Consider the following 21,030-nt stretch of genomic DNA (forward strand, 5'->3'; position numbering starts at 1 on the left):
TCACTCACCATGCGTACTGGAGATCAGGCACGCGTACTGGAGATCGGGGCGGCCGCACCCGTCACGATTCCGGTACCGGCGCGGCCCGGCCGCCCATCCGCTTGGTGTGACGCGGCCAGCACAACCCCCCGCCCCCACGGCGCCGGGCGGGCCGGATCGCCCCCTCACCCCCCCCGATGCGGTCCGGTCCGTCCGGCGCCACCCCTGCCGCGCGGCCATGATCGCTGCGGCGGCGTAACCTGCAAGCCGCAGCCGGCGGGGGAGGGCGTGATGACGGAGCGGACGCAGCGCGCGGAGACGAACTCCCCGGACGACGCGGTCACCGAGGGCAGCCGGCCCGAGAGCGCCAACGGAGGCCGCACCCTGCGCCCCCGGAACTGGTCGCCGATGCGGGCCGTGACGCGCCGGCTCAGCCCGGACGGCTCGCAGCCCGGCCAGCCGCCGGCCGGCCAGCGACGCAACGCGGTGGTCGACTGCGCGCTCTACCTCGACGGTCAACGGCAGGCCGGCGACTGGGACTACGCCGACGCGCTGGCGGCGGCTCGCGGCGTCGAGTCAGGTTTCGTGTGGCTCGGCCTGCACGAGCCGGAGCTGGCCGAGATGACCGAGATCGCCACCACCTACGGGCTGCACGAGCTGGCCGTCGAGGACGCGGTGAAGGCCCAGCAGCGTCCGAAGCTGGAACGTTTCGGCGAGGTCAGCTTCCTGGTGCTGCGCACCGCCAGGTACTGCGAGCACACCGAGCTGACGGAGAACTCCGACGTGGTGGAGACCGGGCAGGTGATGCTCTTCATCGGCCCGCAGTTCGTGATCAGTGTCCGGCACGGCGACGCCTGCCGGCTGGCGCCGGTACGCGAGGAGTTGGAAGCTCGCCGGGAACTGCTGCTCAACGGCCCCTGGGCCGTCGCGTACGCGATCACGGACCGGGTCGTCGACCTCTACCTGGAGGTCGCCGACCAGCTTGAGGACGACATGGACGTGCTGGAGACGGAGGTGTTCGACCGCCAGACCAGCGGCCGGATCCAGCGGATCTATCAGATGAAGCGGGAGCTGGTCGAGTTCAAGCGGGCGGTGATGCCGTTGCAGCGACCGCTGCTGTCGCTGACCACGCAGATGAACCGGGACGTGCCCAAGGAGGTGCGCCGCTACTTCCGGGACGTGCAGGACCACCTCAGTCGCACCGTCGAACTGGTCAACTCCTACGACGACCTGCTGAACTCGATCCTCCAGGCACGACTGGCCCAGGTCACCGTCGACCAGAACAACGACATGCGCAAGATCGCCGCGTGGGCGGCCATCGCCGCCGTGTGGACCGCGATCGCCGGCGTATACGGCATGAACTTCGACTTCATGCCGGAGCTGAAGTGGACCTACGGCTATCCCGGGGTGCTCGCCCTGATGCTCGCCACGTCCCTGGCCCTCTACCGCTGGTTCCGTCGCAACGACTGGCTCTGACCCGCACCCTCCCTCCCCTACCGCCCGCCTCGCTGAAGGCGTCGACCATGAAGTTGTTGCCGCGATCACCTGTGTGTCGCGGCAACAACTTCATGATCAACCCGAGCGGGGGTGGGGGACGGGAGGGGAGCGGTCAGGCGCGGGTGTTGGACTTGTTGTTGGTGGCCTTGCTGAGGTCGTCGGCGGGGCGGCCGGTGCTGGTGCGGGCACCCTCGGCGACCGAGGGAACCTTCCCGGTGGGGGTCACCCTGGACGGCGCGGTCGCGGTGGGGGTGGTGGAGGCGCTGTCGCCACCGGCCACCGCCGAGCTGCCCGCTCCGGTCGAGACCTTGCCGGCACCGGCCGGGCCGGCGGTACGCACCTCGATGGTCTCCACCTCCTCGTGCATCGGCTCCAGCGCGGCGCCCGCGTCGTACTCGGCCCACTCCTGCTGCTCGCGGTGCCGCCGCATGGCCATCGCGCCGGCCAGTCCGGCAACCACACCGGCGGCCAGCAGGCCGACCATGGTCCCGCTCCGGCGGGACTTCTTCTTCGCCTTCATCTTCTTCGCCTTCCTGCTGACCGCGGCCTGCTTGGCAACTGCGGCCTTCTTCCCCTTGGCGGCCCGATCGGCCGCGTCGGACTGCGCATGACGTACGGCCAGCGCGAGGGGCGCGAGGGCGGCGGCCGTCGTGGCGAGCCCGCTCGAAGCCCGGTCCCGGACGACGACGGCGGTCGGTGCCACCGCACCGCGCGCCGCCTGGAACCGCGGGCCGACCGTGTCGCCGGCTCCTCTCGCCGCGTGCGTGGCGGCCTGCCTCAGGTGACCGATGCTGCGGTTCAGTTCGGCCCGGGCCAACTGCGCCTGGGTCCTACGCCGCCAGTTTCCAAACACGGTCCCACCTCCTGGGAGTTGCTCTGTCTCATCCTCCACCTTCGGATGCCTCCGCATGTCCAGATCGGGCACATGGGAGGATCCGCATGGAACTGACCAACGAGTGAGGAGTACCCGTGGCCGAGGCTGTCTACGCCACCCTGCACACCAACGCCGGCCCGATCCGGCTGGAGCTCTTCGGCAACCACGCCCCGAAGACCGTCCGCAACTTCGTCGAGTTGGCCGAGGGCACCCGCGAGTACACCGACCCGCGCACCGGCCAGCCGGGCAACGGCCCGTACTACGACGGCACCATCTCGCACCGGGTGATCAGCGGCTTCATGATCCAGATGGGCGACCCGACCGGAACCGGCCGGGGCGGACCGGGCTACACCTTCGCCGACGAGTTCCACCCCGAGCTGCGGTTCGACCGGCCGTACCTGTTGGCGATGGCGAACGCCGGGCCCGGCACCAACGGCTCGCAGTTCTTCATCACCGTCTCGCCGACGCCGCACCTGAACAACCGGCACACCATCTTCGGTCAGGTGGCCGACGAGCAGTCCGCGAAGATCGTCGAGGCGATCGCCAACACCCCGACCGGCCCCAGCGACCGGCCGCTCCAGGACGTCGTCATCGAGCGCGTCGAGATCGAGCGCTCGGCCTGACCGGGCGTACCGGGCCGACGGCAACGGCCCTGGTCGGCCTGCAATCCGGTCGACCAGCTCGCCGAGTGGCAGCTCCTGCCCGTCGGCGGGAGCGGACGACGATCAGCGGCGTTGAGGACCGGTCCGGATACGACTGAGGTATCCGGACCGGTCTTCGCCTCGCCGTGGCCGCCACGACTCCGCCTCGGACCGGTCGGGAACATCGACGCCCCGCCGGTCGAGGCGGCGACCGGGTGGGTCCGGGCGGCGCGAAGGTGGCCGGACGGGGTACGCCTCGACCCGCCTGAGTGGTGGCTCGGGGTACCTTTGCTCGCATGACTGAGCGCTCGGGTATCTGGGGCCAGCGATGAGCGAGTCCCCGCCGACCACGCCGGCCTGCTACCGCCACCCCGGACGGGAGACGTACGTCCGCTGCACCCGGTGCGACCGGTCGATCTGCCCGGACTGCATGAACGAGGCGTCGGTCGGGTTCCAGTGCCCGGAGTGCGTTTCGGAGGGCCGCCGCAGTGTGCGGCCGGCGCGTACCGCCTTCGGCGGTGGAGTCGCCGGGCGGCACGGCTATGTGACCAAGACCCTGATCGCCCTCAACCTGCTGGTGATGCTGGTGTCGATCGCCTCCGACCGGGGCGGTGACGCGGCGGCCGGTGGTAACGGCTTCGGCGGGCTGATGGGCGGCAGCACCCCGTTGACCGAGTGGGGCGCGGTGCTGGCCCGGGCGATGTTCCTCGACGGCACCATCGGCGGCGTCGCCGAGGGCCAGTGGTACCGCCTGATCACCGCGATGTTCCTGCACTACGGCGTGGTGCACCTGCTGCTGAACATGTGGGCGCTCTGGGTGCTAGGCCGCTCGCTGGAAGCGGTGCTCGGGCCGCTGCGCTTCGCCGCGCTCTACTTCATCGCCGGCTTCGGCGGCAATGTCGCGGTCTACGTGTTCAGCGCGCCCAACCAGATGTCGGCGGGAGCGTCGACCGCAATCTTCGGCCTCTTCGCGGCGATTTTCGTGATCATGCGCAAACTGGGTCGGGACACCTCGGCCATCCTCCCCATCCTGGTGATCAACCTGATCTTCACCTTCACCGTGCCGCAGATCTCGATCGCCGGTCACCTGGGTGGCCTGGTGTTCGGCGCGCTGATGGCACTGGTGCTGGCCTACGCGCCGCGGTCGCGTCGGACACTTGTGCAGTTCGGTGGTGGCGCGATCATCCTGGTGGCGCTGCTCGGGATGGCCCTGGTCCGGACCGCAGCGCTACTGGGCTGACCGCCGATCGACACGGTGCCGGCGATTCACGGCTCGGTCGCGGCGCGGATCAACGGTTGTCCTCGAACCTTCCTGCCCGGGCGGTGAGCAACGCGTCGGCCACCTCGGCCGGGTCGGCACCGAGATCGAGGCGGCTGAACAGGTGCAGTGACTCGCCCGCATCGATCTCCAACGTCGGTCCGGCGAGTCCGCGCCCGGACCGGCGTTGCACCTGAATGCTCTCCACCGCGCGCCAGGGCAGGTGCCGTCGGCTCAGCAGCCCGGCCGGCACGGTGATGCCTGTCGCGTCCACCGCCAGCCGTACCGGCGCGACCAGGTCCCGCAGGCCCCAACCCGTGAGGACCGCCGCGGCCAATCCGCCGAGCGCCGGCCGGAGCGGATCGCCCTCGGCGAGCAGAATCCCCAGGGCGAGCACGACGGCTGCCGCGACCAGCTTGAGGACCGGTAGGGCCGGGGGCGCCCGCCACTGCTGTGCGATCGTGTCGTACGCCACGGCACCAGCATGCCAGCGCCGCTGGGCACCGGCATCCATCCGGAACGCCGGCCGGTGAGGGCAGGGTCGGGGCGGCTGGCCCGGGTGGGCGTAGGATCGGGAGCAGCCCAAGTTACCGGGGAGTAGACATGAGTGACGCGGTTATCGTCGGTGCGGTGCGCACCCCGGTCGGGCGGCGCAAGGGCAGCCTGGCCACGGTGCACCCGGTGGATCTCTCCGCGCATGTGCTGTGCGCCCTCGCCGAACGCGCCGGGATCGACCCGGCCCAGGTGGACGACGTGGTCTGGGGCTGTGTCTCGCAGGTCGGCGAGCAGTCGTGGAACGTCGCCCGGAACGCCGTACTTGCCGCCGGTTGGCCCGAGTCGGTGCCCGGCACCACTCTGGACAGGCAGTGCGGTTCCAGCCAGCAGGCACTGCACTTCGCCGCGGCCACCGTGCTCTCCGGGCAGGCGGACCTGGTGGTAGCGGGTGGCGTGGAGTCGATGACCCGGGTGCCGATGGGCTCCAGCGTGGCCGGTGGGATGCCGTTCAGCGAGCAGATCCTGGCCCGCTACCGGGGGGTCGAGGGCGTCGCCGACGACTCGCCGCTGCCCTTCAACCAGGGCGTGGGTGCGGAGCTGATCGCCCGGCGGTGGCGTCTGTCCCGCACTCAGCTCGACGAGTTCGCCCTGGCCAGCCATGAGAAGGCGGCCGCCGCTCAGGACGCGGGCGCGTTCGAGGCCGAACTCGCTCCGGTGGCGCTCGCCGACGGCGGCAAGTTCGCGGTGGACGAGGGCATCCGGCGCGACACCTCACTGGAGAAGCTGGGCGAGCTGCCCACTCCGTTCCGTCCCGACGGTGTGGTCACCGCCGGTTCGGCTTCGCAGATCTCCGACGGTGCCGCCGCGCTCGCGGTCACCACGAGCGAGTGGGCCAGCCGGCACGGGCTGCGTCCGCTGGCCCGCGTACACACCGCAGTGGTCGCGGCGGACGACCCCGTCGCCATGCTGACCGCGCCGATCCCGGCGACCGCGAAGGCGCTGCGCCGCGCGGGGCTGGGCATCGAGGAGATCGGGGTGTACGAGGTGAACGAGGCGTTCGCTCCGGTACCGCTGGCCTGGTTGGCGGAGACCGAGGCGGACCCGGAGCGACTCAATCCGCGCGGCGGTGCGATCGCCCTCGGGCATCCGCTCGGTGGCTCCGGCGCCCGGATCATGACCACGATGCTCGCCCACATGCGCGACAACAACATCCGCTACGGCCTCCAGACCATGTGCGAAGGCGGCGGAATGGCCAACGCCACAATCCTCGAACTCCTCTAGCCCACCACCCCACCCACCCCCTGCCGACCCCGGCCAGGTTGATCAAGAAGTTCTGGTTGGGAACCGGTGCCCGGGAGACCAGAACTTCTTGATCAACTCGCCTGGTCGCGTGGGGACGGTGGGTGGGTGGGCGTGGAAATTGCAGAAAGCATGTTCGTTGGGCATGTCACGGTGGGGGCGGGGTCGTTGGGCAGGGCATGGACGTCTTCTCCCGAACGTTCCTTCCGGCCGCCGCCGAGGCCGGCCTGGCGATGCAGACCGCCAGCCGGCACATGCCCGTGTTCCGTCGCTGCGTCGGTTCCGGCGACGCCACCATCCTGGTCACCCGGTGCAGCCGGCCCGACCGGCCGGTCAACGGGGATTATCTGCTGCTGCTCACCCACCGGCGGCTCGTGGTCACCCGGCAGACCCGGGTGCTGCACCGGCTCCGCCTGCACCTCAACACGGAGCTGCGCGAGCTGAGCCACGTCACCTGGAGCCCCGACCCGCGACTGCACTGCGTGGAACTGGCTGCCACCGCGATCGACGGCATCCGCGAGCGTTTCCTGATCCGCACCCAGCACCCGAAGCAGGTGTGGCAGCTGGACGCGTTGCTCAACCACGCCTTCCGCACCCGGGTACGCAGCGCACAGCCACGGATCGTGGCCACCGTCGCCGAGGCGCCCGCCGCCCGACCTGTCACCTTCCAGCCCGTCGTGGCCCGCTGACCGGGTCTTCTTACCGAATCCGAACACAGCCCTGACGCTGCCGGGCCACGTCGATCGGCAATCATGGCCCAGTGACCGCCGAGAACCCGCAGCGCGGGCTGGTCCTCGTGGTGGAGGACGAACCGAGCATCGCCGACCTGGTCCGGCTCTACCTCAGCCGCGACGGTTTCGGCGTACATGTCGAACGGGACGGCAGCGCCGGTCTCGCGGCGGCCCGCCGGTTGCGTCCGGTGGCCTGCGTACTCGACATCGCCTTGCCGGGTCTGGCCGGCACCGAGATCTGCCGCCGGTTACGCGAGGCCGGCGACTGGACCCCCGTCATCTTCCTGACCGCCCGCGACGACGAGGTGGACCGCGTCGTCGGCCTGGAGCTGGGGGCCGACGACTACGTCACCAAACCGTTCAGCCCTCGTGAGCTCGTGGCCCGACTGCGGGCGGTGCTGCGCCGCGCCGCCGGCCCACCTGGCGGTGCCGGGCAGCCCGTCGTGCTCGGCCGGGTCACCGTCGACGCCGACCGAAGGTCGGTCACTGCCGACGGCGCCCCGGTGCAGCTGACCTCCACCGAGTTCGATCTGCTGGCCCACCTGATGAGTCGGCCGGGTCGGGTCTTCTCGCGGGAGGAACTGCTGGCCGCGGTCTGGGGATACGCGGCACACGGCGGTACCCGTACCGTCGACGTGCACGTGGCGCAGGTCCGGGCGAAGCTCGGCGGCGCGAGCGTGATCCGGACCCATCGCGGAGTCGGGTACGCCGCCGATGGCTGACCGTCCCGGCCGTACGCTGACCGCTCGCGCGGTGCTGGTGACCTGCGCGGTGGCGTTGGTGTCGGTGCTGGTGACCGCAGTGGTCGCAGTGCCGGTGGCGGTCCGTGCCGCCGAGCGGCGGGACCGGCAGGCCCTCGCCGCGCAGGCGCAGCTCGCCGCCGAGCTGCTGCGAGCGCGGCCCGGTCGGGTCCGCGAGCTGGCCGGCGAGCGGTTGATCCGCCAACTCGGCAACCAGGGTGCCACCATCTACCTGATTTCGGGCGGCGACGTCGACCGTGCCGGGCTGCCTCCCCAGGTGGTGAAACGGGTTTCCAACGGGCGGAACTTCTCCGGCCGGCGGCTTGTCGACGGAGAACGGGCGCTCGTCGAGGGCCGGGCCCTGCCCGGCGGCGACGGCGTGGTGCTGACCCGCCCGCTCGGCGCCGGAGTGTGGCGTCAGGTGCTGCGCGGACTCTGGCTTCCGTTGCTCGCCGGGCTGGGCGCGGGTGCGGTCGCGGGCTCCTTGCTCGCCCGTCGGCTGGCCCGGCCGATCCGTCGGGCGGCCCTCGTCGCGGCCCGGCTGCGTGCCGGCGACCGCACCGTCCGGGTGCCGGTCGAGTCGCCGGCCGAGGTGGCCGACCTGGCGTACGCACTGAACGGGCTGGCCGCCGCACTGGCCACCAGCGAGGGACGACAGCGGGAGTTCCTGCTCTCCGTCTCGCACGAACTGCGCACCCCGTTGACCGCGATCCGCGGCTACGCCGAGGCGCTGGCCGACGGGGTGGTCGAACCGTCGGCGGCGGCCGCGACCGGTCGGACCATGCTCGCCGAGGCGGAGCACCTGGACCGGCTGGTGGCCGACCTGCTCGCCCTGGCCCGGCTGGAGGCTGTCGATTTTCCGCTCGAACCGGTGCCGGTGGATCTGGCCGGCCTCGTCGCTGACGCCGGCCGGACCTGGGCGGACCGGTGCTCCTCGGTCGGGGTGGTGTTCCGGATGGAGCTGCCGGGGCAGCCGGTGCCGGCGTACACCGACCCGGGGCGGATCCGGCAGGTGCTCGACGGCCTGCTGGAGAACGCGCTGCGGGTGGTGCCGCCGGGGGCGCCGGTGGTGCTGGCGGTCCGCCCGGCCGGTGCCGACCCGGCCACCGGCGGGGTGGTCGAGGTCCGCGACGGCGGACCCGGTCTGACCGACGACGACCTGACGGTGGCTTTCGAGCGCGGCGCGCTGCACCAGCGTTACCGAGGGCTGCGCAAGGTCGGCAGCGGGCTCGGGCTCGCGCTGGCCGCCGGCCTGGTCCGCCGGCTCGGCGGTGAGATAACCGCCGGACACGCCCCGGAGGGCGGGGCCGCGTTCACCATCCGGCTGCCGGGGATCCTTACCTGACTCGTACCTCGACCTGACGGTCGGCTCATCCGGCCGGTCCACGCTGGGTGGACGGATCATCGCCGGCCAGGTCTCGGCCCGACGAGATCCGGTGGACCAGCACCGACGAGAGGATGAGGCATGGCACGCAGGGGATCCTTCACCGCCACCGGCGCGCTGCTGGTGACTGTCGCGTTGGCCGCCGCCGGCTGCGGGGTGGGTCGGGCCGAGCGGGACGCGACGCCGGCGAGCGCCGTCGAGGTGGTCGCCGCGATGGGCGCGGAGGGTCAGGCACTGGCCGCGCTGGGCCTGGACCCGGAAGAGCTGGACCCCGAGGCGAGCGCGGCTGCGCCGGTGGAGCCGACGCCGAGCGCTGGCAGGAAGCGCCAGGAACGGGTCGAGGAGTGGCGCAAGCGTCGGGCGGCCCGGGTGCTGCTGCGCCAGAACACGCTGCACGGCGAGGTCGTGGTGCAGACCAGGGAGGGCGGTACGAAGACCGTAGCGGTGCAGCGTGGTGAGGTGACAGCCCTCGCCGACGACGCGATCACGGTCAAGTCGACCGACGGCTTCACCCGGACCTGGACCTTCGCCGAGGACCTGCGGGTGGTCGAACGGCGGAAGTCGATCACGTCCAACGACATCAAGGTCGGCACCAAGTTGGGCGTCGCCGGCGCGATTAACGGCGATCAGGCGCAGGCCCGCCTGATCGTCGTCCCGTTCAACCAGAAATGACAGCGGGCCCGCCGGGCCCGGCGCGGCGATCAAACGTGATCACCGGCGTCGGGCGCGGCGGGCCGCACCTACCCCGACGTCAGTAGACCCGGGAACCGATGAAGTCGTCCCGTCCATAGCCGACGGGCTGGGCGAACGACCGTGACTCGAACGACCACTGCTGCCGGGTGCTGCTGGAGCAGGTGGCCAGCCGCAGTCGGGGCGTACCGAGCAGCGGGTTGTCGAAGGCCAGGCAGAGGTTGGTGTTACCGGCGGCGCGTAGTTGGTTGCCGGAGATGGTGAACTTCTGGTTGGTGCCGCCGTGGCAGTCGTAGACGTTCACCGCCGTGCCCGAACTCAGCGAACCACCGGCCACGTCCAGGCAGCGGTCGTGGGAGAGTTCGGAGTGCAGCGACTGCCGGGTCGGGTCGTACCAGAATCCCTGGTTACGTCCGCCGTGGCAGCGGTACGACTGCTGCGCCGTGCCGTTTCGTGAGTCGTACCCTTTGCCGTCCACACAGGTGCCGGTGGCGGCGTTCCGGAGCTGCCGGAATTCCATGAGTCCGGGGTAGAGCTGGCCGTTGCCGGTACTGGCCGGGTCGACGCAGGTGCCCCGCTGCTGGCCGGAGGCGTAGAACTGGGTGATGCACTGGGCGAACATGCCGTGCCCCCGGTAGTTCGGGTGGAACGACTGGCGGGCCGCGTTCTCGTCCCAGACACCCAACTCGATGTAGAGCCCGCGTACCGAGGTGTTGTCGGTGCACACCTCGTGGCCGTGGAAGAGGCGGCTGGCGTCGAGGTAGCGGGTGCCGGTGTTGGCCGCCGCCGCCCGCAGCGCCGACTCGAACAGCGGCACCGCCTTGTTCCGGGCGAACGCGGCGTCGGCCAGGTACAGCAGGCAGCCGCCGGAGTACCAGCCGGGGAAGTTCGGGTTGTCCTCCACGTCCGGGCTGGCCGGGCTGGAGTACGACATGAAGACCAACTCGTAGTCGGAGTTGAGGTAGCCGGCGTTCGTCATCGTGCGGCGGATGTCGTTGAGTGCCTCTTCGACGGCCCGGCGGCTGCCGTCGGTGCGGACCGTCCACTGATCGGTGTAGGTGGGCCAGCAGGGGCCTTGGAACAACACCCGGCGCAGCGCGCAGTCGGTGGCGACCGGGCCGAACTGGATCGTGCCGTCGCCGTTGGCGCCAGCCACCACCCAGATCAGCTTGATGTGCGTGTTACGTGCCTTGATCGCGAGGTGGTCACCCTGGTTCAACTCGTTGTGCTGGGTGGGGCCGCCGGCGATCAGGTTCCACGGGGTGGCGCCCGAGCAGGCGATGTTGTAGCGCTCGTCGGCGGCGATACCGGTCCGGAACACCGCCTGGTCGTACGAGCGGTCGCACCAGTTGCCCGGCTGGTGGGTGCCGGGCACGTAGTTGCCCACTCCCTCGCCGGAGATCTGGCTGTCGCCCATGGTGATCAGCGCGGTCCGGCGCGTGTCGATCGGGCGGATGCCTGGGGCACCGTAGAGCGCGGTGGCCTCGGCGGCGCGGATGGTTTCGAGGTGGGCGGGGAGCGGCTGGACGGCGGGACGGTCGGCTGCGGCGGCGGGTGGGGCCGTGGCCAGCATCGGCAGGACGAGAGCGGTGGCGAGGACGGCGACCTCGGCAAGGCGCCGTCGAGGCGTCCGTTCACGCCTGGCGTGGGTACCAGACATCGACGCACTCCTTTCGGGCTCGATCGCGGGACGTCGATCGAGTTACCGGACGGTAACGCGTGCGATGCAGGTATGTGAATACGTCTCGGAATACTTGCGCGCTGCGCCGAACCGGGCCAATGACCCCTTTTCAGCCCTGACCGCTCGGCGGGCAACCGCGACCGGCCAGCTCGCAACCGCGACAGGTCACCGCTGCTCGGGCAGGGCGTATCCGACGTAACTGCGGAACTCCAGTCGCCAGCCGGCAGGCAGCAGGTCGGTGCAGAGCTTCCGGCTGCCGACGCAGAGGATCGCGTCGACCGACGCCGGGTCCGCCGGTGGTCGATCGTCAAGCACCGACTGGAGCGCAAGCAGGTCGGGCTGCCCGCCGTCCGCGTCGCGGAGCAGCAGCCACCAGGGATACTCCCAGTCGTCGTTGCGCTGGGACAGGCCGATCCGGCGCGCGTCGGCGGCCCGGACCGCGTCGGCCGCCCAGCGGTACTCCTCCGCCCACTGCGGACGCCGCACGAAGCGGCTCTCCCAGTCGGAGGTGGTGAAGACCGAGCCCGTGCCGACCAGACGGCGCGGGAAGCCGTACGACACCGACAACACCCCGGCCAGCGCGCAGGTGGCCAGCACCGTCACCGCGAGCCCGGCGGCGACGGGCCGCCTGCCGTCGGTGACCGCCGGACCGGTCCGCGATTCGCCGCCGCTGGACGCGACCCGACCCGAGCGGCGGAAGAGGGCGTCGAGCCAGAGGCCGGCAAGTGGCACCGATGCCGCCAGGGCGTAGAGGATCAGGCGATTCCCCCACGGCTGCCACTTGATCATGGCGGTGTGCAGCACCACGGCGACGACGACCACCAGGGCGTACCCGCGCAGCGTCCCCGCCGCGCCCGGACTGATCCGGGCCGGGCGGCGCAGTGCCGCCACCGCGCCGATCAGCGCCAGGGCCCCGGCCAGCGGGAAGGCCACCCGGTCCTCGTCGGGGTACCACGACGCGGCCGGGAAGATCTCCTGCCCGAAGGTGATCGCGCGGTCCTGCGGGTCGACCCCGAGCAGTCCGGCCAGTCCGATGATCGCCTCGGCGGACACCTCGCGCAGCGGTGCCAGCGGGGTGTCAAGCGCGGTGTGCCCGATCCGGAGCGCGTTCACCAGCACCGACGGCGGGTCGTGCCGCTCCATCGGCACCGACTCACGCAGCCGCTCCGGTCCGAGCGGGTGGCCGAACTCGGCGTACACCCGGCCCAGGAAGGGACCGACCACCATGGCCGCGACCAGCAGGATCAGGGCAGAGGCGCCGACGGTACGCGTGATTCCGGCGACCGGGGCCCGGCGGTGCGTGGTCGCCCGGCCGACGTACGCCAGGCGGAGCTGGCCCAGCCCCCAGAGCACCAGCAGCGGACCGACCGCGAGCAGCCCGCTGGTCTTGGTGACCGCGGTCAGCCCGGTGGCCGCACCGAGGGCGAGCAGATCACCCAGGTGCGCACGTCGGCGCAGCCCGTCCAGCGCGAGGGTGCCGGCGCAGAGCACCCAGGCGGCGCAGACCAGGTCGGTCTGGGTGCTGGTCGCCTGAAGGGTCACCATCGGCGTGGTGGCCAGTACGAACACGGTGAGCACCTGGGCCCGGCGGCCACCGCCGAGTTGCGCGGTCACCCGGGCGACCGCGAGCAGGCAGACCACCCCGGCGGCCCACTGGACCAGATGGTGCAACGCGTCGCCGCCGGTGAGCAGCCGCAGGTGCAGCAGCAGGTATTCGGCGCCCGGCGGAATGGTGACCTGCCGATGGATCGCTGTCGCCCAGAACGTCAGATCGCCCTGGGCCACCCAGCGCTCCACCTTGGGCAGGTGGTACGTCTGCGAGTCGAAGTTGTTCGGCGCGGCCAGCAGGGCCACCAGCAACTCGACCAGGAGCAGCCCGGCGACCGTACCGACGAGCAGCCGCTCGCCCCGGCTCGCCGTACGCCAGAAACGGCTGGCGGCGCTGCGCCAGCCGGCAGCCGACGGTCCGTCCGGCTCGGACGGTGTCGACGGCCGCCCCGGGCCCACGGTGACCGTGCCGACCGCTGCTCCGACCGGCTCGGCGGTGACGCCTGCCGGGCCGGGCGGGACGGACCGGCCCGGGTCCGGCGACGACCCGGCGGCGGTGCCGCCAGCCGGGACGGCCGGGCTCGCGGCAGGCATGTCGGTCGCGCGAGCACGGGCGTCCGCCCGTCGACGCCAGCCGGCGGCCACCGCCGCCACGGTGAGGAAGAGCAGCCAGGCCAGGCCGAAGGCGGGCGCGGTGAGCAGCCGCAGCGCGCCCAGCACCTCGACCGTCGCCACCGCGTAGGCGCCGACAGCGAGGGTCGCCCGCACCACCGCGAGCCGCCGTGGTGCCACGGTGTCCACCGCCCGTGGCCGTAGCGCCACGCTGAGCAGAGCGAGCGCGGCAACGGGAACCAGGACGAACGGGAAGCCGGCGGCCGACATGGCCGGAAGTAAACACCATCAGCCTGGGTGCCCGACGGTGCATCACCGTCGGTGGTCGTCACCACCCGGCTGACCTGCCGGGCTAGGCTATGGCCGACACATTGCCCGCCCTCGTGGAGATTCCCGTGAAGCTGTCGATCCTCATGCCGGTCTACAACGAGGAAGAACGCATCGCGGATGCCCTCAAGCAGGCGCTGGCGGTCGAGTACCCGTGCGAGATCGAACTCGTGGTGGTCGACGACGGCAGCCGCGACGGCACCGGTGAGGTCCTCGGACGCGCCGACGACGCCCGGCTGCGGGTCATCACGCACCAGCGCAACGCGGGCAAGGGCGCGGCCATCCGCACGGCGGTGGCCAACGCCGAGGGCGAGTACATGGTCATCCTCGACGCCGACCTGGAGTACGACCCACAGGACATCCCCAAGTTGCTGGCCCCGGTGCTGGACGGCCGGGCGACAGTGGTCTACGGCAACCGCACCTTCGGCAGCCACAGTGCCTACAGCTTCTGGTACGTGATGGGCAACAAGGGCGTCACCATGGCGGCGAACGTGCTGTTCAACTCCTACATCGGAGACCTGGAGACCTGCTTCAAGCTGATGCCTGTCGCGCTCTACCGCTCGTTGGACGTCCGTTCCCGCGGTTTCGGCATGGAGGCCGAGGTGACCGGCAAGCTGCTGCGTCGCCGCATCCGGCCGTACGAGGTACCGATCAGCTACCGGGCCCGGGGCCGCGAGGAAGGCAAGAAGATCACCTGGCGGGACGGCGTCGAAGCGCTCTGGATCCTCGGTCGCGAACGCACCCGCCGCAACCGCGACGCCGCGCCCCGCTGACCACCCGGCGTCCGCTCTGCGTGAGCGCCCGCGCCGGTTGCGGCAGGTCGGGGCGTAGGCCAGCTCTGAGACCGCGACATGCCGTGAACCGGGACAGCGGTCAGACCAGCGCCGGTGACAGGAAGCCGGTGATCGAGCGGCGCAGACCGCTCGCGTCCAACCCGTGCCAACGGGTGTGGTCCTCGGCCGAGCCGTAGCGCCGCAGCTCCTCCCGCGTCACCCCGAGCGCCAGCAGCCGGTGCGGCCGGTCGGTGAGCGCCGCCGAGACCACCCGGGCCGAGGTGCCGGCCAGATACGGCTCCACCAGGATCACCTCCCTGTCGACAAGCGCCCGCAGGCCGGCGGTGTCGAACGGGTGGGGCCGGTGGGTGTACGCGACGGTGACCGGCAGGCCCGAGGTCGCGGCGAGGGCCGCGTCCAACGTGGGTCCGACCGCGACCAGCAGCGCCGCGCCCGGCCCCGCGTCCCGCACCACCACGAGCGCGCCGTCGCCGCCGTGCGGTCCGCCGTTGCTGAGCGTCGACAGCCGCAGGTACGCGGACTCCTCGGCGGCGACCGCCGCACGCAGCAACGCCGGTACCTCGTCGGGGTGACCCGGTACGTGCACCGTCCACCCGTGCAGCGTGTCGATGAGTGAGACGTCGGCCGGGCTGAGGTGGGTACGCCCCGCCGCCGCCCGGTCGTAGGAGGCACCCACGCTCACCAGGACCGCACTCGCGTCCTGGTGGTCGAGGTCCAGCTTGATCTGCTCGTACGCCCGCTCCACCAGGAACGGCGCGTAGCTGTGCACGATCGGCCGCAGCCCGGTCAGCGCCAGCCCGCCGGCCACGCCCAGCATCAACTGCTCCCGGATACCGACGTTGAGCACCCGGTCCGGGTGCCGTCGGGCGGCCGGGGCGAACGCGGCGGCGGAGATGTCGGCCAGCACCAGTGCGGTACGCGGATCCTCGGCCAACAGCGCGGTGGTGGTCTCCACGAACCTGTCCCGCATCGTCACTTCCCCTCCTCGATGACCGCGACCACGAGGTGTGGCCGGTGCCCGTGGTGCCCGGTCAGCGCCGTGTGCAGAGCGGTGTGGTCCCGCCCGTCGACAGTCGCGGCGGTCCACCCGTTGGCGGTGAACCGGGTTGCCAGGCCACCCGGCCAGCCGTGGGTGGCGGAGAAGTTGTCCACCACGATCGCGGTCAGGTTGGCCAGGCCGACCGCTCCCGCGTACGCGATCGCCTCATGGTTCGAGCCCTCGTCCAGTTCGGCGTCGCCGAGCAGCACGTACACCCGGGGTTCGAGCAGACCCTGGGCGCGCAACCCGAGCGCGGTGCCGACGCCCAACCCCAGACCGTGCCCGAGCGAACCCGAGCCGATCTCCACGCCGGGGATCAGGGTGCGGTCCGGATGATCGCCGAGCCGGCTCTCCGGCCCGCCCTGGTCGTCCAGCCAGTCGGGTGGGATGAAGCCCTTCGCGGCGAGCAGCGCGTAGTAGCCGGCCACCGCATGCCCCTTGGAGAGCAGGAACCGGTCGCGGTCGGGGTCGTCGACGGTCGCGGGAGTGATCCGCAGGACCCGGTCGTAGAGCACCTGGAGCACGTCGAGGGTCGACAGGACGTTGGAGGTGAACTGCCGGCCGGCGCGAACGCGCTCCAGCAACTGGCCGACCGGCTTGCGCCCGTCGAGCGGCGCGGCGGCCTCGGCGACCCGGGTCGTGGTGGCGAGTGTGGTCATACGGATAGCCTGCAAGTTGAAGCGAGGTTCAACTCAAGGGCAACGTGATGCAGGAAGCTCTGACGATCGGCCAACTCTCCGACCGCAGCGGGGTGGCGCAGTCCGCCCTGCGCTACTACGAGCGGCTGGGGCTCATCCGGGCCGAGCGGACCAGCGGCAATCAACGCCGCTACCACCGAGGTGAGCTGCGCCGGGTGGCGTTCATCCGGATCGCCCAACAGGTCGGTATCTCGCTGGAGGAGATCCGTGCCGCGCTCGACTCACTGCCCGCCGCCCGGACCCCCACCGCCGAGGACTGGGCCAAGCTCTCCACGGCCTGGCGGGCCCGACTCGACGAGAAGATCCGGCTGATGAGCCGGCTCCGCGACGACCTGGACGCCTGCATCGGCTGCGGCTGCCTGTCGCTGCGCCGCTGCACCCTCTACAACCCGGAGGACAACCTGGGCGGCGAGGGCCCCGGAGCCCGCCTCGTGCTACCCGGCTAATTTGCTGCCCGGCTGGTGGTGCCGGCCTGCCCCGGCTGGTGGCGTCTACCCGCCCGGATGCTGGTGCCAGCTGCCGGTGCCGGTCTCGGTGCGCCTGCCCACCTTCCGTGCCGCCCGGCAGACCCGCCCGGTGGCGGGCACGTCGCCGCGCTCAGCCGACGGTGAGCAGGACCTTGCCGACGTGTTCGTTCGACTCGACGAGCCGATGTGCCTGGGCCGCGTCGGCGATCGGCAGCCGTCGGTCGATCACCGGACGCACCCGACCCGCCTCGACAAGCGGCCAGACCTGTTCGCGTACCCCGCGTACGATCGCCGCCTTCTGCTCCAGCGGCCGCGAGCGCAGCGCGGTGGCCGCGACCGTGCCCCGCTTGGCCAGCAGCGCACCCAGATCCAACTCACCCTTGCGGCCGCCCTGCATGCCGATCACCACCAGCCGCCCGTCGACGGCCAGGGCGGCGACGTTACGACCCAGGTAGGACGCGCCCATGATGTCCAGCACGACATTCGCGCCCCGGCCGTCGGTGACCCGCCGGACCTCCTCGACGAAGTCCTGCTCCCGGTAGTCGACGAGCAGGTCGGCACCCAGCTCGCGCAGCCGGTCGTGCTTCGCGGCGCGCGCGGTGGCCACCACTGTCGCGCCGAGCGCGGCACCGAGCTGGATCGCGAACGTGCCGATTCCGCTGCCACCGCCGTGCACCAGCAGCGTCTCTCCCGCCGTCAGGCGGGCCACCTGCACCACGTTCGACCAGACCGTGCACGCCACCTCCGGCAACCCGGCGGCGTCGACCAGATCGACGCCGGCCGGCACCGGCAGCAGCTGCCCGGCGGGCACGGCCACCCGTTCGGCGTACCCGCCGCCGGCCAGCAGCGCGCAGACCTGGTCACCCACCCGCACGCCGGCCACGTCGGGACCGGTCGCGCTGACCACCCCCGAGCATTCCAGTCCGGGGTACGCGGGCGCGCCCGGCGGCGACGGATAGTGCCCCTGCCGCTGCAACAGGTCGGCCCGATTCACCGCGGTGGCCCGTACGTCCACGACCACCTCACCCGGACCCGGCTGCGGGTCCGGCACCTCGCTCCAGGTCAGTACCTCGGGTCCGCCAGGCTCCGCAATGGTGATCGCTCGCATGGCCCAGTCTTACCCGATCCCGGGCCGGCTCCACGTCACACCCCGGACCACCACACAGCGTCAGTGGTCACGGCGCACCGGGTAGCTCGGCCGCTCACCGACGTACCCGCCGTGGCAGACTAGGCACGGCCGCGCACCGTGTGGCCCAGGAGGGTTCGCCTAGTGGCCGATGGCGCTGGTCTTGAAAACCGGTAAGGCAGCAATGTCTTCGTGGGTTCGAATCCCACACCCTCCGCCCACCCGGACAGCAAAAACGCCCCCTGACCAGCGCGAACGCTGATCAGGGGGCGCTTCTATGGTGGTGAATGAGTCTCACTTTATTCGCCCGGGTGCCGCTGTGCCTCACCGGTCGTGTCGTTTACCGGCGACAGACAGCATGGCAGTGAGTGCCGTGCTAGATAGAACTGGTTCGACGAGGACTTGGCACAGCGGGTGCCTCAGGGTGCCCAGAACCAGCCCTGGCGCCTCTTTCCTTTTGCCTCCTAGGGTAGTTGCTCCATCTGCCCGAATAAGCGGACTTGGTTTCGGTCACAAATCGCAGCATTCGTGAAGGCTCATAGAAGTAGGCGGCGGGCATGAAGTGGACGCCGGCTACGGCTGCGGGCAGATCGAGCCAATCGAAGTAAGAGGGTTCGTGGACCGATACTGTTTGACCAAATGCGTCAGAGAGTGTCGTAAGGCTGTTCCCCGCCTCGTCCGTCTCCGTCTTGATCGGTCGAAACTGCTGCCGCATGTAGCCTGCCGTCCTAAAGAACCTAACCACTTCCTCGACAGTGTCGAGTACAAGACCGAGCTTCAAAACGTCCGCTGTTCGGGGGTGCGCCAAGGTGTTTCGAACCTCGCTTACCTCGGCTGATACCATCCGCTGCGAAGCCCTCCGCAAACCGTCAATGATCCCTTGCTGGCTCTCGGGGAGAAGGTCTAGGAATGGAATGGTATGCACGAAGGGGAAGATTTGAATTTTTTGTACGCCGGCCCACTTTGGCACCTCTAGCGGATCTCGCAAAAGTTGCTCGCCTTGCGCCCTCAAGGTGTCAAAGTGGTCGGCAAGGGCTCCGAAGCCACGCACGAGTGCGTAGAGAGTAGATTCAGCGGAGAACGACAAGCGCCGGCCCTGCTCATCCCGGGCTTGCATGTCATGAAGGCGACGTAGCGCGGCGGGTGCATCGTCATTCGGCCGGTAAACGAAGCGCTTTTCTGAGCCGTGGTGATCAGTGAGCAGCGCCCAAGTAGCGAAAGCTAGGCAGTCCCTCAAGACGCGCTCTAATTCTGGGAAGAACGGCCCTGCCTCTCGCCGAATCTGCTCGATGTCCAACATCTGCGGATTGACACCAGCGCTTTGGCATGCCCTCTTCGTCGCGTCCAGGTAGCGCCAAAAGTCAGAGTACTGGTCCAAGCCGTCTGATATCGAAAATCCGAGCTTCCACAGTACCGAATTGACCCGATCTTCGTCATCGCGAAGCAGGTCATCCTGGATCATTAGGTTCTCGGTAGCAACGATTAGGTTCGAGTGTCGGACCAGTAGCAGTGAGGAGACAACATCACGAGGGCTTCGGTTCTGTACGAACTTTTCTATTCTGGCTTCCGTTGTCTCCGCGGCTTCCTCGCGCATTTGCCAGTCCAACTCCGTGCGCTCGTGCTCATTGTCTAGCGGATACATCTCCGCGATCATGCGCCTCAGCCGTAAGGGGCCCATGTTGAAGTACGGTGAATCAAGACGCGCGCCGTATCTATTGATCTGAGTCAGTAGCCCGTATGGGCCGGTACCTCTCATGTTCATGACAGGGCTTCGGATTTCGTTATACGGAACAGCAATTGTTCCCTGCAGGACAAGCGTATCGAGGCCCCGCACAATCGTAGAGTTTCGCGCGACCGATACGAGCTGCAATAGTTGGGCTTCGTTCATGCTTTCCGCATTTGCGGCGCTAACTCCTGGAATGTCTGCTGCGGCGGCGGAAAGCTCGTCTGTATTCGTCACGATCCAAGTAAACAGGGAGCGCAGCTCCGAGATCGCCAGACAGTCACCTAACGCATAGATCAAAGAGTCCGCAGATAGATCATTGTACAAAGACCTGTAGATGCTTGGGCCTTCCGGTCCGAAATCTTTGAGAAAGCCCGACCAGTCGCTCGGTTCCTTGCTCTCCCGTTCAAGATACTTGCTAAACTTTGGGCGAAGTTCATTAATGGGAGCTTCCATAGATGTCTGAAGGCCATACCTATGGACACTTTCGCATGTTACGTCCGAGCAGTGGTAGGGTACGTACCGGACGGGGTCAATGATGCGCTGCTCTTTGCTGCGTAGTAGCCCGTAAGGGCCGGTCACGAAACGGCCAGCTTGAAAAACTCCTTGGGGGGTGCCTTGGAGGAACTTTTGAGTTTCTGTAGGATCGAGTCCGCTGCGTAGATTGCCAATCTCAAGCTCGTCTGCGGCCTTGTCGTACAGCAATCGTCCGTGAGTATAGGGAAATCGGACATTCTGTTCAGCGATTTCCTTGCCAATGGCTCTCACTAAAGCGCTGGTGTCGGTAGCTACGGGGTCAACTAGGATATCGACGTTCCAGAGAACCAGCAGACACATCATGCGGGTCTCCGGATACGGAATAATTTGACGTCTGCCGAGCGCATCGAAAGCACGTTCGCCGTCCTCGCTAAGCTGGAGGGGCTGATGCAACTCCGGCGGTACTCGATACCGCTCATCGATAATGCAGCCGTCAAGAAGGATTTGCAGATTCAGGAGTTCCTTAAGCGAATTTCGGAACCCCGGGTCGGGATACTTGGCTGCCAGTCCTTGTGCGTCGAGACGGGTCTGCATGTGGGCGAGAATAACCTGATCAGGTAGCCTCGTGCATGAGCAGAGTGGTCATCTTTATAGCCGGCACGGTCACAGTCACCTTATTGACACACGCCTAGTGCCTCAGTGGCCTCTGTGTTATGTGCGTTAGTGCGCCACACAGTTGGTTTAGGCTGTGGGACGCTGCCACTGATGATGGCCAGTGAGGTATGCGCGCCAGCGCACAAGGGCGCTCCCGCTCGACTGCTAGACCCGGGGACACCATCGTGCACAGACGGCGCAGGTCTGGCTACTTGTCGCGTGCCCCATGCGTGTAGTGCAGAGGACTCTGGTAGGCAATCAGGAGGTCAGAGCCGCCAGTCTCGTGGTTTTGAGAA

17 protein-coding genes, 1 tRNA gene and 1 pseudogene are annotated in these 21,030 nt (G+C 69.5%); 11 read left to right on the forward strand and 8 right to left on the reverse strand.

From position 1 onward, the window contains the following. Window positions 1–387 precede the first annotated feature (387 nt). Window positions 388–1,455 (forward strand): magnesium/cobalt transporter CorA, encoded by a 1,068-nt coding sequence (gene corA / locus AB0I71_RS07110; RefSeq protein ID WP_357582368.1) that lies wholly within the window; start codon window positions 388–390, stop codon window positions 1,453–1,455. Between the two features lie 133 nt (window positions 1,456–1,588). Here the strand turns inward: corA and AB0I71_RS07115 are convergent, their stop codons facing one another. Then, window positions 1,589–2,386 (reverse strand): hypothetical protein, encoded by a 798-nt coding sequence (locus tag AB0I71_RS07115; RefSeq protein WP_357582310.1) that lies wholly within the window; start codon window positions 2,384–2,386, stop codon window positions 1,589–1,591. Window positions 2,387–2,445: 59 nt separating this feature from the next. Here AB0I71_RS07115 and AB0I71_RS07120 point away from each other — a divergent pair, with 59 nt between their 5' ends. Continuing rightward, entirely contained in the window at window positions 2,446–2,973 is a 528-nt protein-coding gene (locus tag AB0I71_RS07120; protein ID WP_357582311.1) for a peptidylprolyl isomerase, read from the forward strand. A 346-nt stretch (window positions 2,974–3,319) separates the two neighbouring features. Continuing rightward, window positions 3,320–4,231, forward strand: a complete 912-nt coding sequence (locus AB0I71_RS07125) for a rhomboid family intramembrane serine protease (RefSeq protein WP_357582312.1) — start codon at window positions 3,320–3,322, stop codon at window positions 4,229–4,231. 49 nt (window positions 4,232–4,280) lie between these two features. Here AB0I71_RS07125 and AB0I71_RS07130 read toward each other — a convergent pair whose 3' ends face one another. Then, window positions 4,281–4,724, reverse strand: a complete 444-nt coding sequence (locus AB0I71_RS07130; RefSeq protein ID WP_357582313.1) for a PH domain-containing protein — start codon at window positions 4,722–4,724, stop codon at window positions 4,281–4,283. A gap of 128 nt (window positions 4,725–4,852) precedes the next feature. Between AB0I71_RS07130 and AB0I71_RS07135 the strand changes: the two genes are divergently transcribed. The 5 genes and pseudogenes from AB0I71_RS07135 to AB0I71_RS07155 all read left to right on the forward strand — a co-directional run bounded on the left by AB0I71_RS07135 (window position 4,853) and on the right by AB0I71_RS07155 (window position 9,570). Further along, a complete protein-coding gene (locus AB0I71_RS07135) occupies window positions 4,853–6,025 on the forward strand; it encodes an acetyl-CoA C-acyltransferase (protein WP_357582314.1) in 1,173 nt (390 codons plus the stop codon). Between the two features lie 197 nt (window positions 6,026–6,222). Continuing rightward, window positions 6,223–6,732: a hypothetical protein gene (locus tag AB0I71_RS07140; protein WP_357582315.1), complete on the forward strand. Its 510-nt coding sequence runs from the start codon at window positions 6,223–6,225 to the stop codon at window positions 6,730–6,732. Between the two features lie 71 nt (window positions 6,733–6,803). Beyond that, window positions 6,804–7,496 (forward strand): response regulator transcription factor, encoded by a 693-nt coding sequence (locus AB0I71_RS07145; RefSeq protein ID WP_357582316.1) that lies wholly within the window; start codon window positions 6,804–6,806, stop codon window positions 7,494–7,496. Between the two features lie 7 nt (window positions 7,497–7,503). Further along, window positions 7,504–8,876, forward strand: a pseudogene (locus tag AB0I71_RS07150) (HAMP domain-containing sensor histidine kinase); the annotation flags it as partial. Between the two features lie 103 nt (window positions 8,877–8,979). Further along, window positions 8,980–9,570 (forward strand): hypothetical protein, encoded by a 591-nt coding sequence (locus AB0I71_RS07155; protein WP_357582317.1) that lies wholly within the window; start codon window positions 8,980–8,982, stop codon window positions 9,568–9,570. A 79-nt stretch (window positions 9,571–9,649) separates the two neighbouring features. Here AB0I71_RS07155 and AB0I71_RS07160 read toward each other — a convergent pair whose 3' ends face one another. Then, a complete protein-coding gene (locus AB0I71_RS07160) occupies window positions 9,650–11,248 on the reverse strand; it encodes a ricin-type beta-trefoil lectin domain protein (RefSeq protein WP_357582318.1) in 1,599 nt (532 codons plus the stop codon). Window positions 11,249–11,434: 186 nt separating this feature from the next. After that, on the reverse strand, window positions 11,435–13,699 hold the full coding sequence (locus AB0I71_RS07165) for a hypothetical protein (RefSeq protein ID WP_357582319.1): 2,265 nt from the start codon (window positions 13,697–13,699) through the stop codon (window positions 11,435–11,437). 125 nt (window positions 13,700–13,824) lie between these two features. Here AB0I71_RS07165 and AB0I71_RS07170 point away from each other — a divergent pair, with 125 nt between their 5' ends. Beyond that, complete coding sequence (locus tag AB0I71_RS07170; RefSeq protein ID WP_357582320.1) at window positions 13,825–14,529, forward strand: glycosyltransferase family 2 protein; 705 nt, start codon at window positions 13,825–13,827, stop codon at window positions 14,527–14,529. Window positions 14,530–14,629: 100 nt separating this feature from the next. On the opposite strand, the gene AB0I71_RS07175 is transcribed toward AB0I71_RS07170, so the two are convergent. Together AB0I71_RS07175 and AB0I71_RS07180 are read right to left on the reverse strand one after the other, a co-directional pair. Beyond that, on the reverse strand, window positions 14,630–15,520 hold the full coding sequence (locus tag AB0I71_RS07175; RefSeq protein ID WP_357582369.1) for a transketolase: 891 nt from the start codon (window positions 15,518–15,520) through the stop codon (window positions 14,630–14,632). A 2-nt stretch (window positions 15,521–15,522) separates the two neighbouring features. Next, the gene (locus tag AB0I71_RS07180) at window positions 15,523–16,248 is read right to left on the reverse strand and encodes a transketolase (protein ID WP_357582321.1); all 726 of its coding nucleotides are present in this window, start codon (window positions 16,246–16,248) and stop codon (window positions 15,523–15,525) included. A 47-nt stretch (window positions 16,249–16,295) separates the two neighbouring features. Here AB0I71_RS07180 and soxR point away from each other — a divergent pair, with 47 nt between their 5' ends. After that, a complete protein-coding gene (soxR, locus tag AB0I71_RS07185) occupies window positions 16,296–16,733 on the forward strand; it encodes a redox-sensitive transcriptional activator SoxR (RefSeq protein ID WP_357582322.1) in 438 nt (145 codons plus the stop codon). A 151-nt stretch (window positions 16,734–16,884) separates the two neighbouring features. Here the strand turns inward: soxR and AB0I71_RS07190 are convergent, their stop codons facing one another. Beyond that, window positions 16,885–17,862: an NAD(P)H-quinone oxidoreductase gene (locus AB0I71_RS07190; RefSeq protein ID WP_357582323.1), complete on the reverse strand. Its 978-nt coding sequence runs from the start codon at window positions 17,860–17,862 to the stop codon at window positions 16,885–16,887. A 148-nt stretch (window positions 17,863–18,010) separates the two neighbouring features. Between AB0I71_RS07190 and AB0I71_RS07195 the strand changes: the two genes are divergently transcribed. Continuing rightward, a tRNA-Ser gene (locus AB0I71_RS07195) sits at window positions 18,011–18,097 on the forward strand. A 159-nt stretch (window positions 18,098–18,256) separates the two neighbouring features. Here the strand turns inward: AB0I71_RS07195 and AB0I71_RS07200 are convergent. Beyond that, on the reverse strand, window positions 18,257–20,674 hold the full coding sequence (locus AB0I71_RS07200; RefSeq protein ID WP_357582324.1) for a hypothetical protein: 2,418 nt from the start codon (window positions 20,672–20,674) through the stop codon (window positions 18,257–18,259). Window positions 20,675–21,030: the final 356 nt, after the last annotated feature.

It is taken from the genome of Micromonospora sp. NPDC049891 (assembly GCF_040660295.1).
Taxonomy (GTDB): Bacteria; Actinomycetota; Actinomycetes; order Mycobacteriales; family Micromonosporaceae; genus Micromonospora.

What these genes read in the sequence shown, in the direction of transcription:
- corA (WP_357582368.1), top strand. Translation starts at nt 388, where the DNA reads ATGCGGGCCGTGACGCGCCGGCTCAGCCCGGACGGCTCGCAGCCCGGC.
- AB0I71_RS07165 (WP_357582319.1), bottom strand. Translation starts at nt 13,699, where the DNA reads ATGTCGGCCGCCGGCTTCCCGTTCGTCCTGGTTCCCGTTGCCGCGCTC.
- AB0I71_RS07160 (WP_357582318.1), bottom strand. Translation starts at nt 11,248, where the DNA reads ATGTCTGGTACCCACGCCAGGCGTGAACGGACGCCTCGACGGCGCCTT.
- AB0I71_RS07115 (WP_357582310.1), bottom strand. Translation starts at nt 2,386, where the DNA reads ATGCGGAGGCATCCGAAGGTGGAGGATGAGACAGAGCAACTCCCAGGA.
- AB0I71_RS07190 (WP_357582323.1), bottom strand. Translation starts at nt 17,862, where the DNA reads ATGCGAGCGATCACCATTGCGGAGCCTGGCGGACCCGAGGTACTGACC.
- soxR (WP_357582322.1), top strand. Translation starts at nt 16,296, where the DNA reads ATGCAGGAAGCTCTGACGATCGGCCAACTCTCCGACCGCAGCGGGGTG.
- AB0I71_RS07180 (WP_357582321.1), bottom strand. Translation starts at nt 16,248, where the DNA reads ATGACCACACTCGCCACCACGACCCGGGTCGCCGAGGCCGCCGCGCCG.
- AB0I71_RS07135 (WP_357582314.1), top strand. Translation starts at nt 4,853, where the DNA reads ATGAGTGACGCGGTTATCGTCGGTGCGGTGCGCACCCCGGTCGGGCGG.
- AB0I71_RS07125 (WP_357582312.1), top strand. Translation starts at nt 3,320, where the DNA reads ATGAGCGAGTCCCCGCCGACCACGCCGGCCTGCTACCGCCACCCCGGA.
- AB0I71_RS07155 (WP_357582317.1), top strand. Translation starts at nt 8,980, where the DNA reads ATGGCACGCAGGGGATCCTTCACCGCCACCGGCGCGCTGCTGGTGACT.
- AB0I71_RS07175 (WP_357582369.1), bottom strand. Translation starts at nt 15,520, where the DNA reads ATGCGGGACAGGTTCGTGGAGACCACCACCGCGCTGTTGGCCGAGGAT.
- AB0I71_RS07140 (WP_357582315.1), top strand. Translation starts at nt 6,223, where the DNA reads ATGGACGTCTTCTCCCGAACGTTCCTTCCGGCCGCCGCCGAGGCCGGC.
- AB0I71_RS07200 (WP_357582324.1), bottom strand. Translation starts at nt 20,674, where the DNA reads ATGCAGACCCGTCTCGACGCACAAGGACTGGCAGCCAAGTATCCCGAC.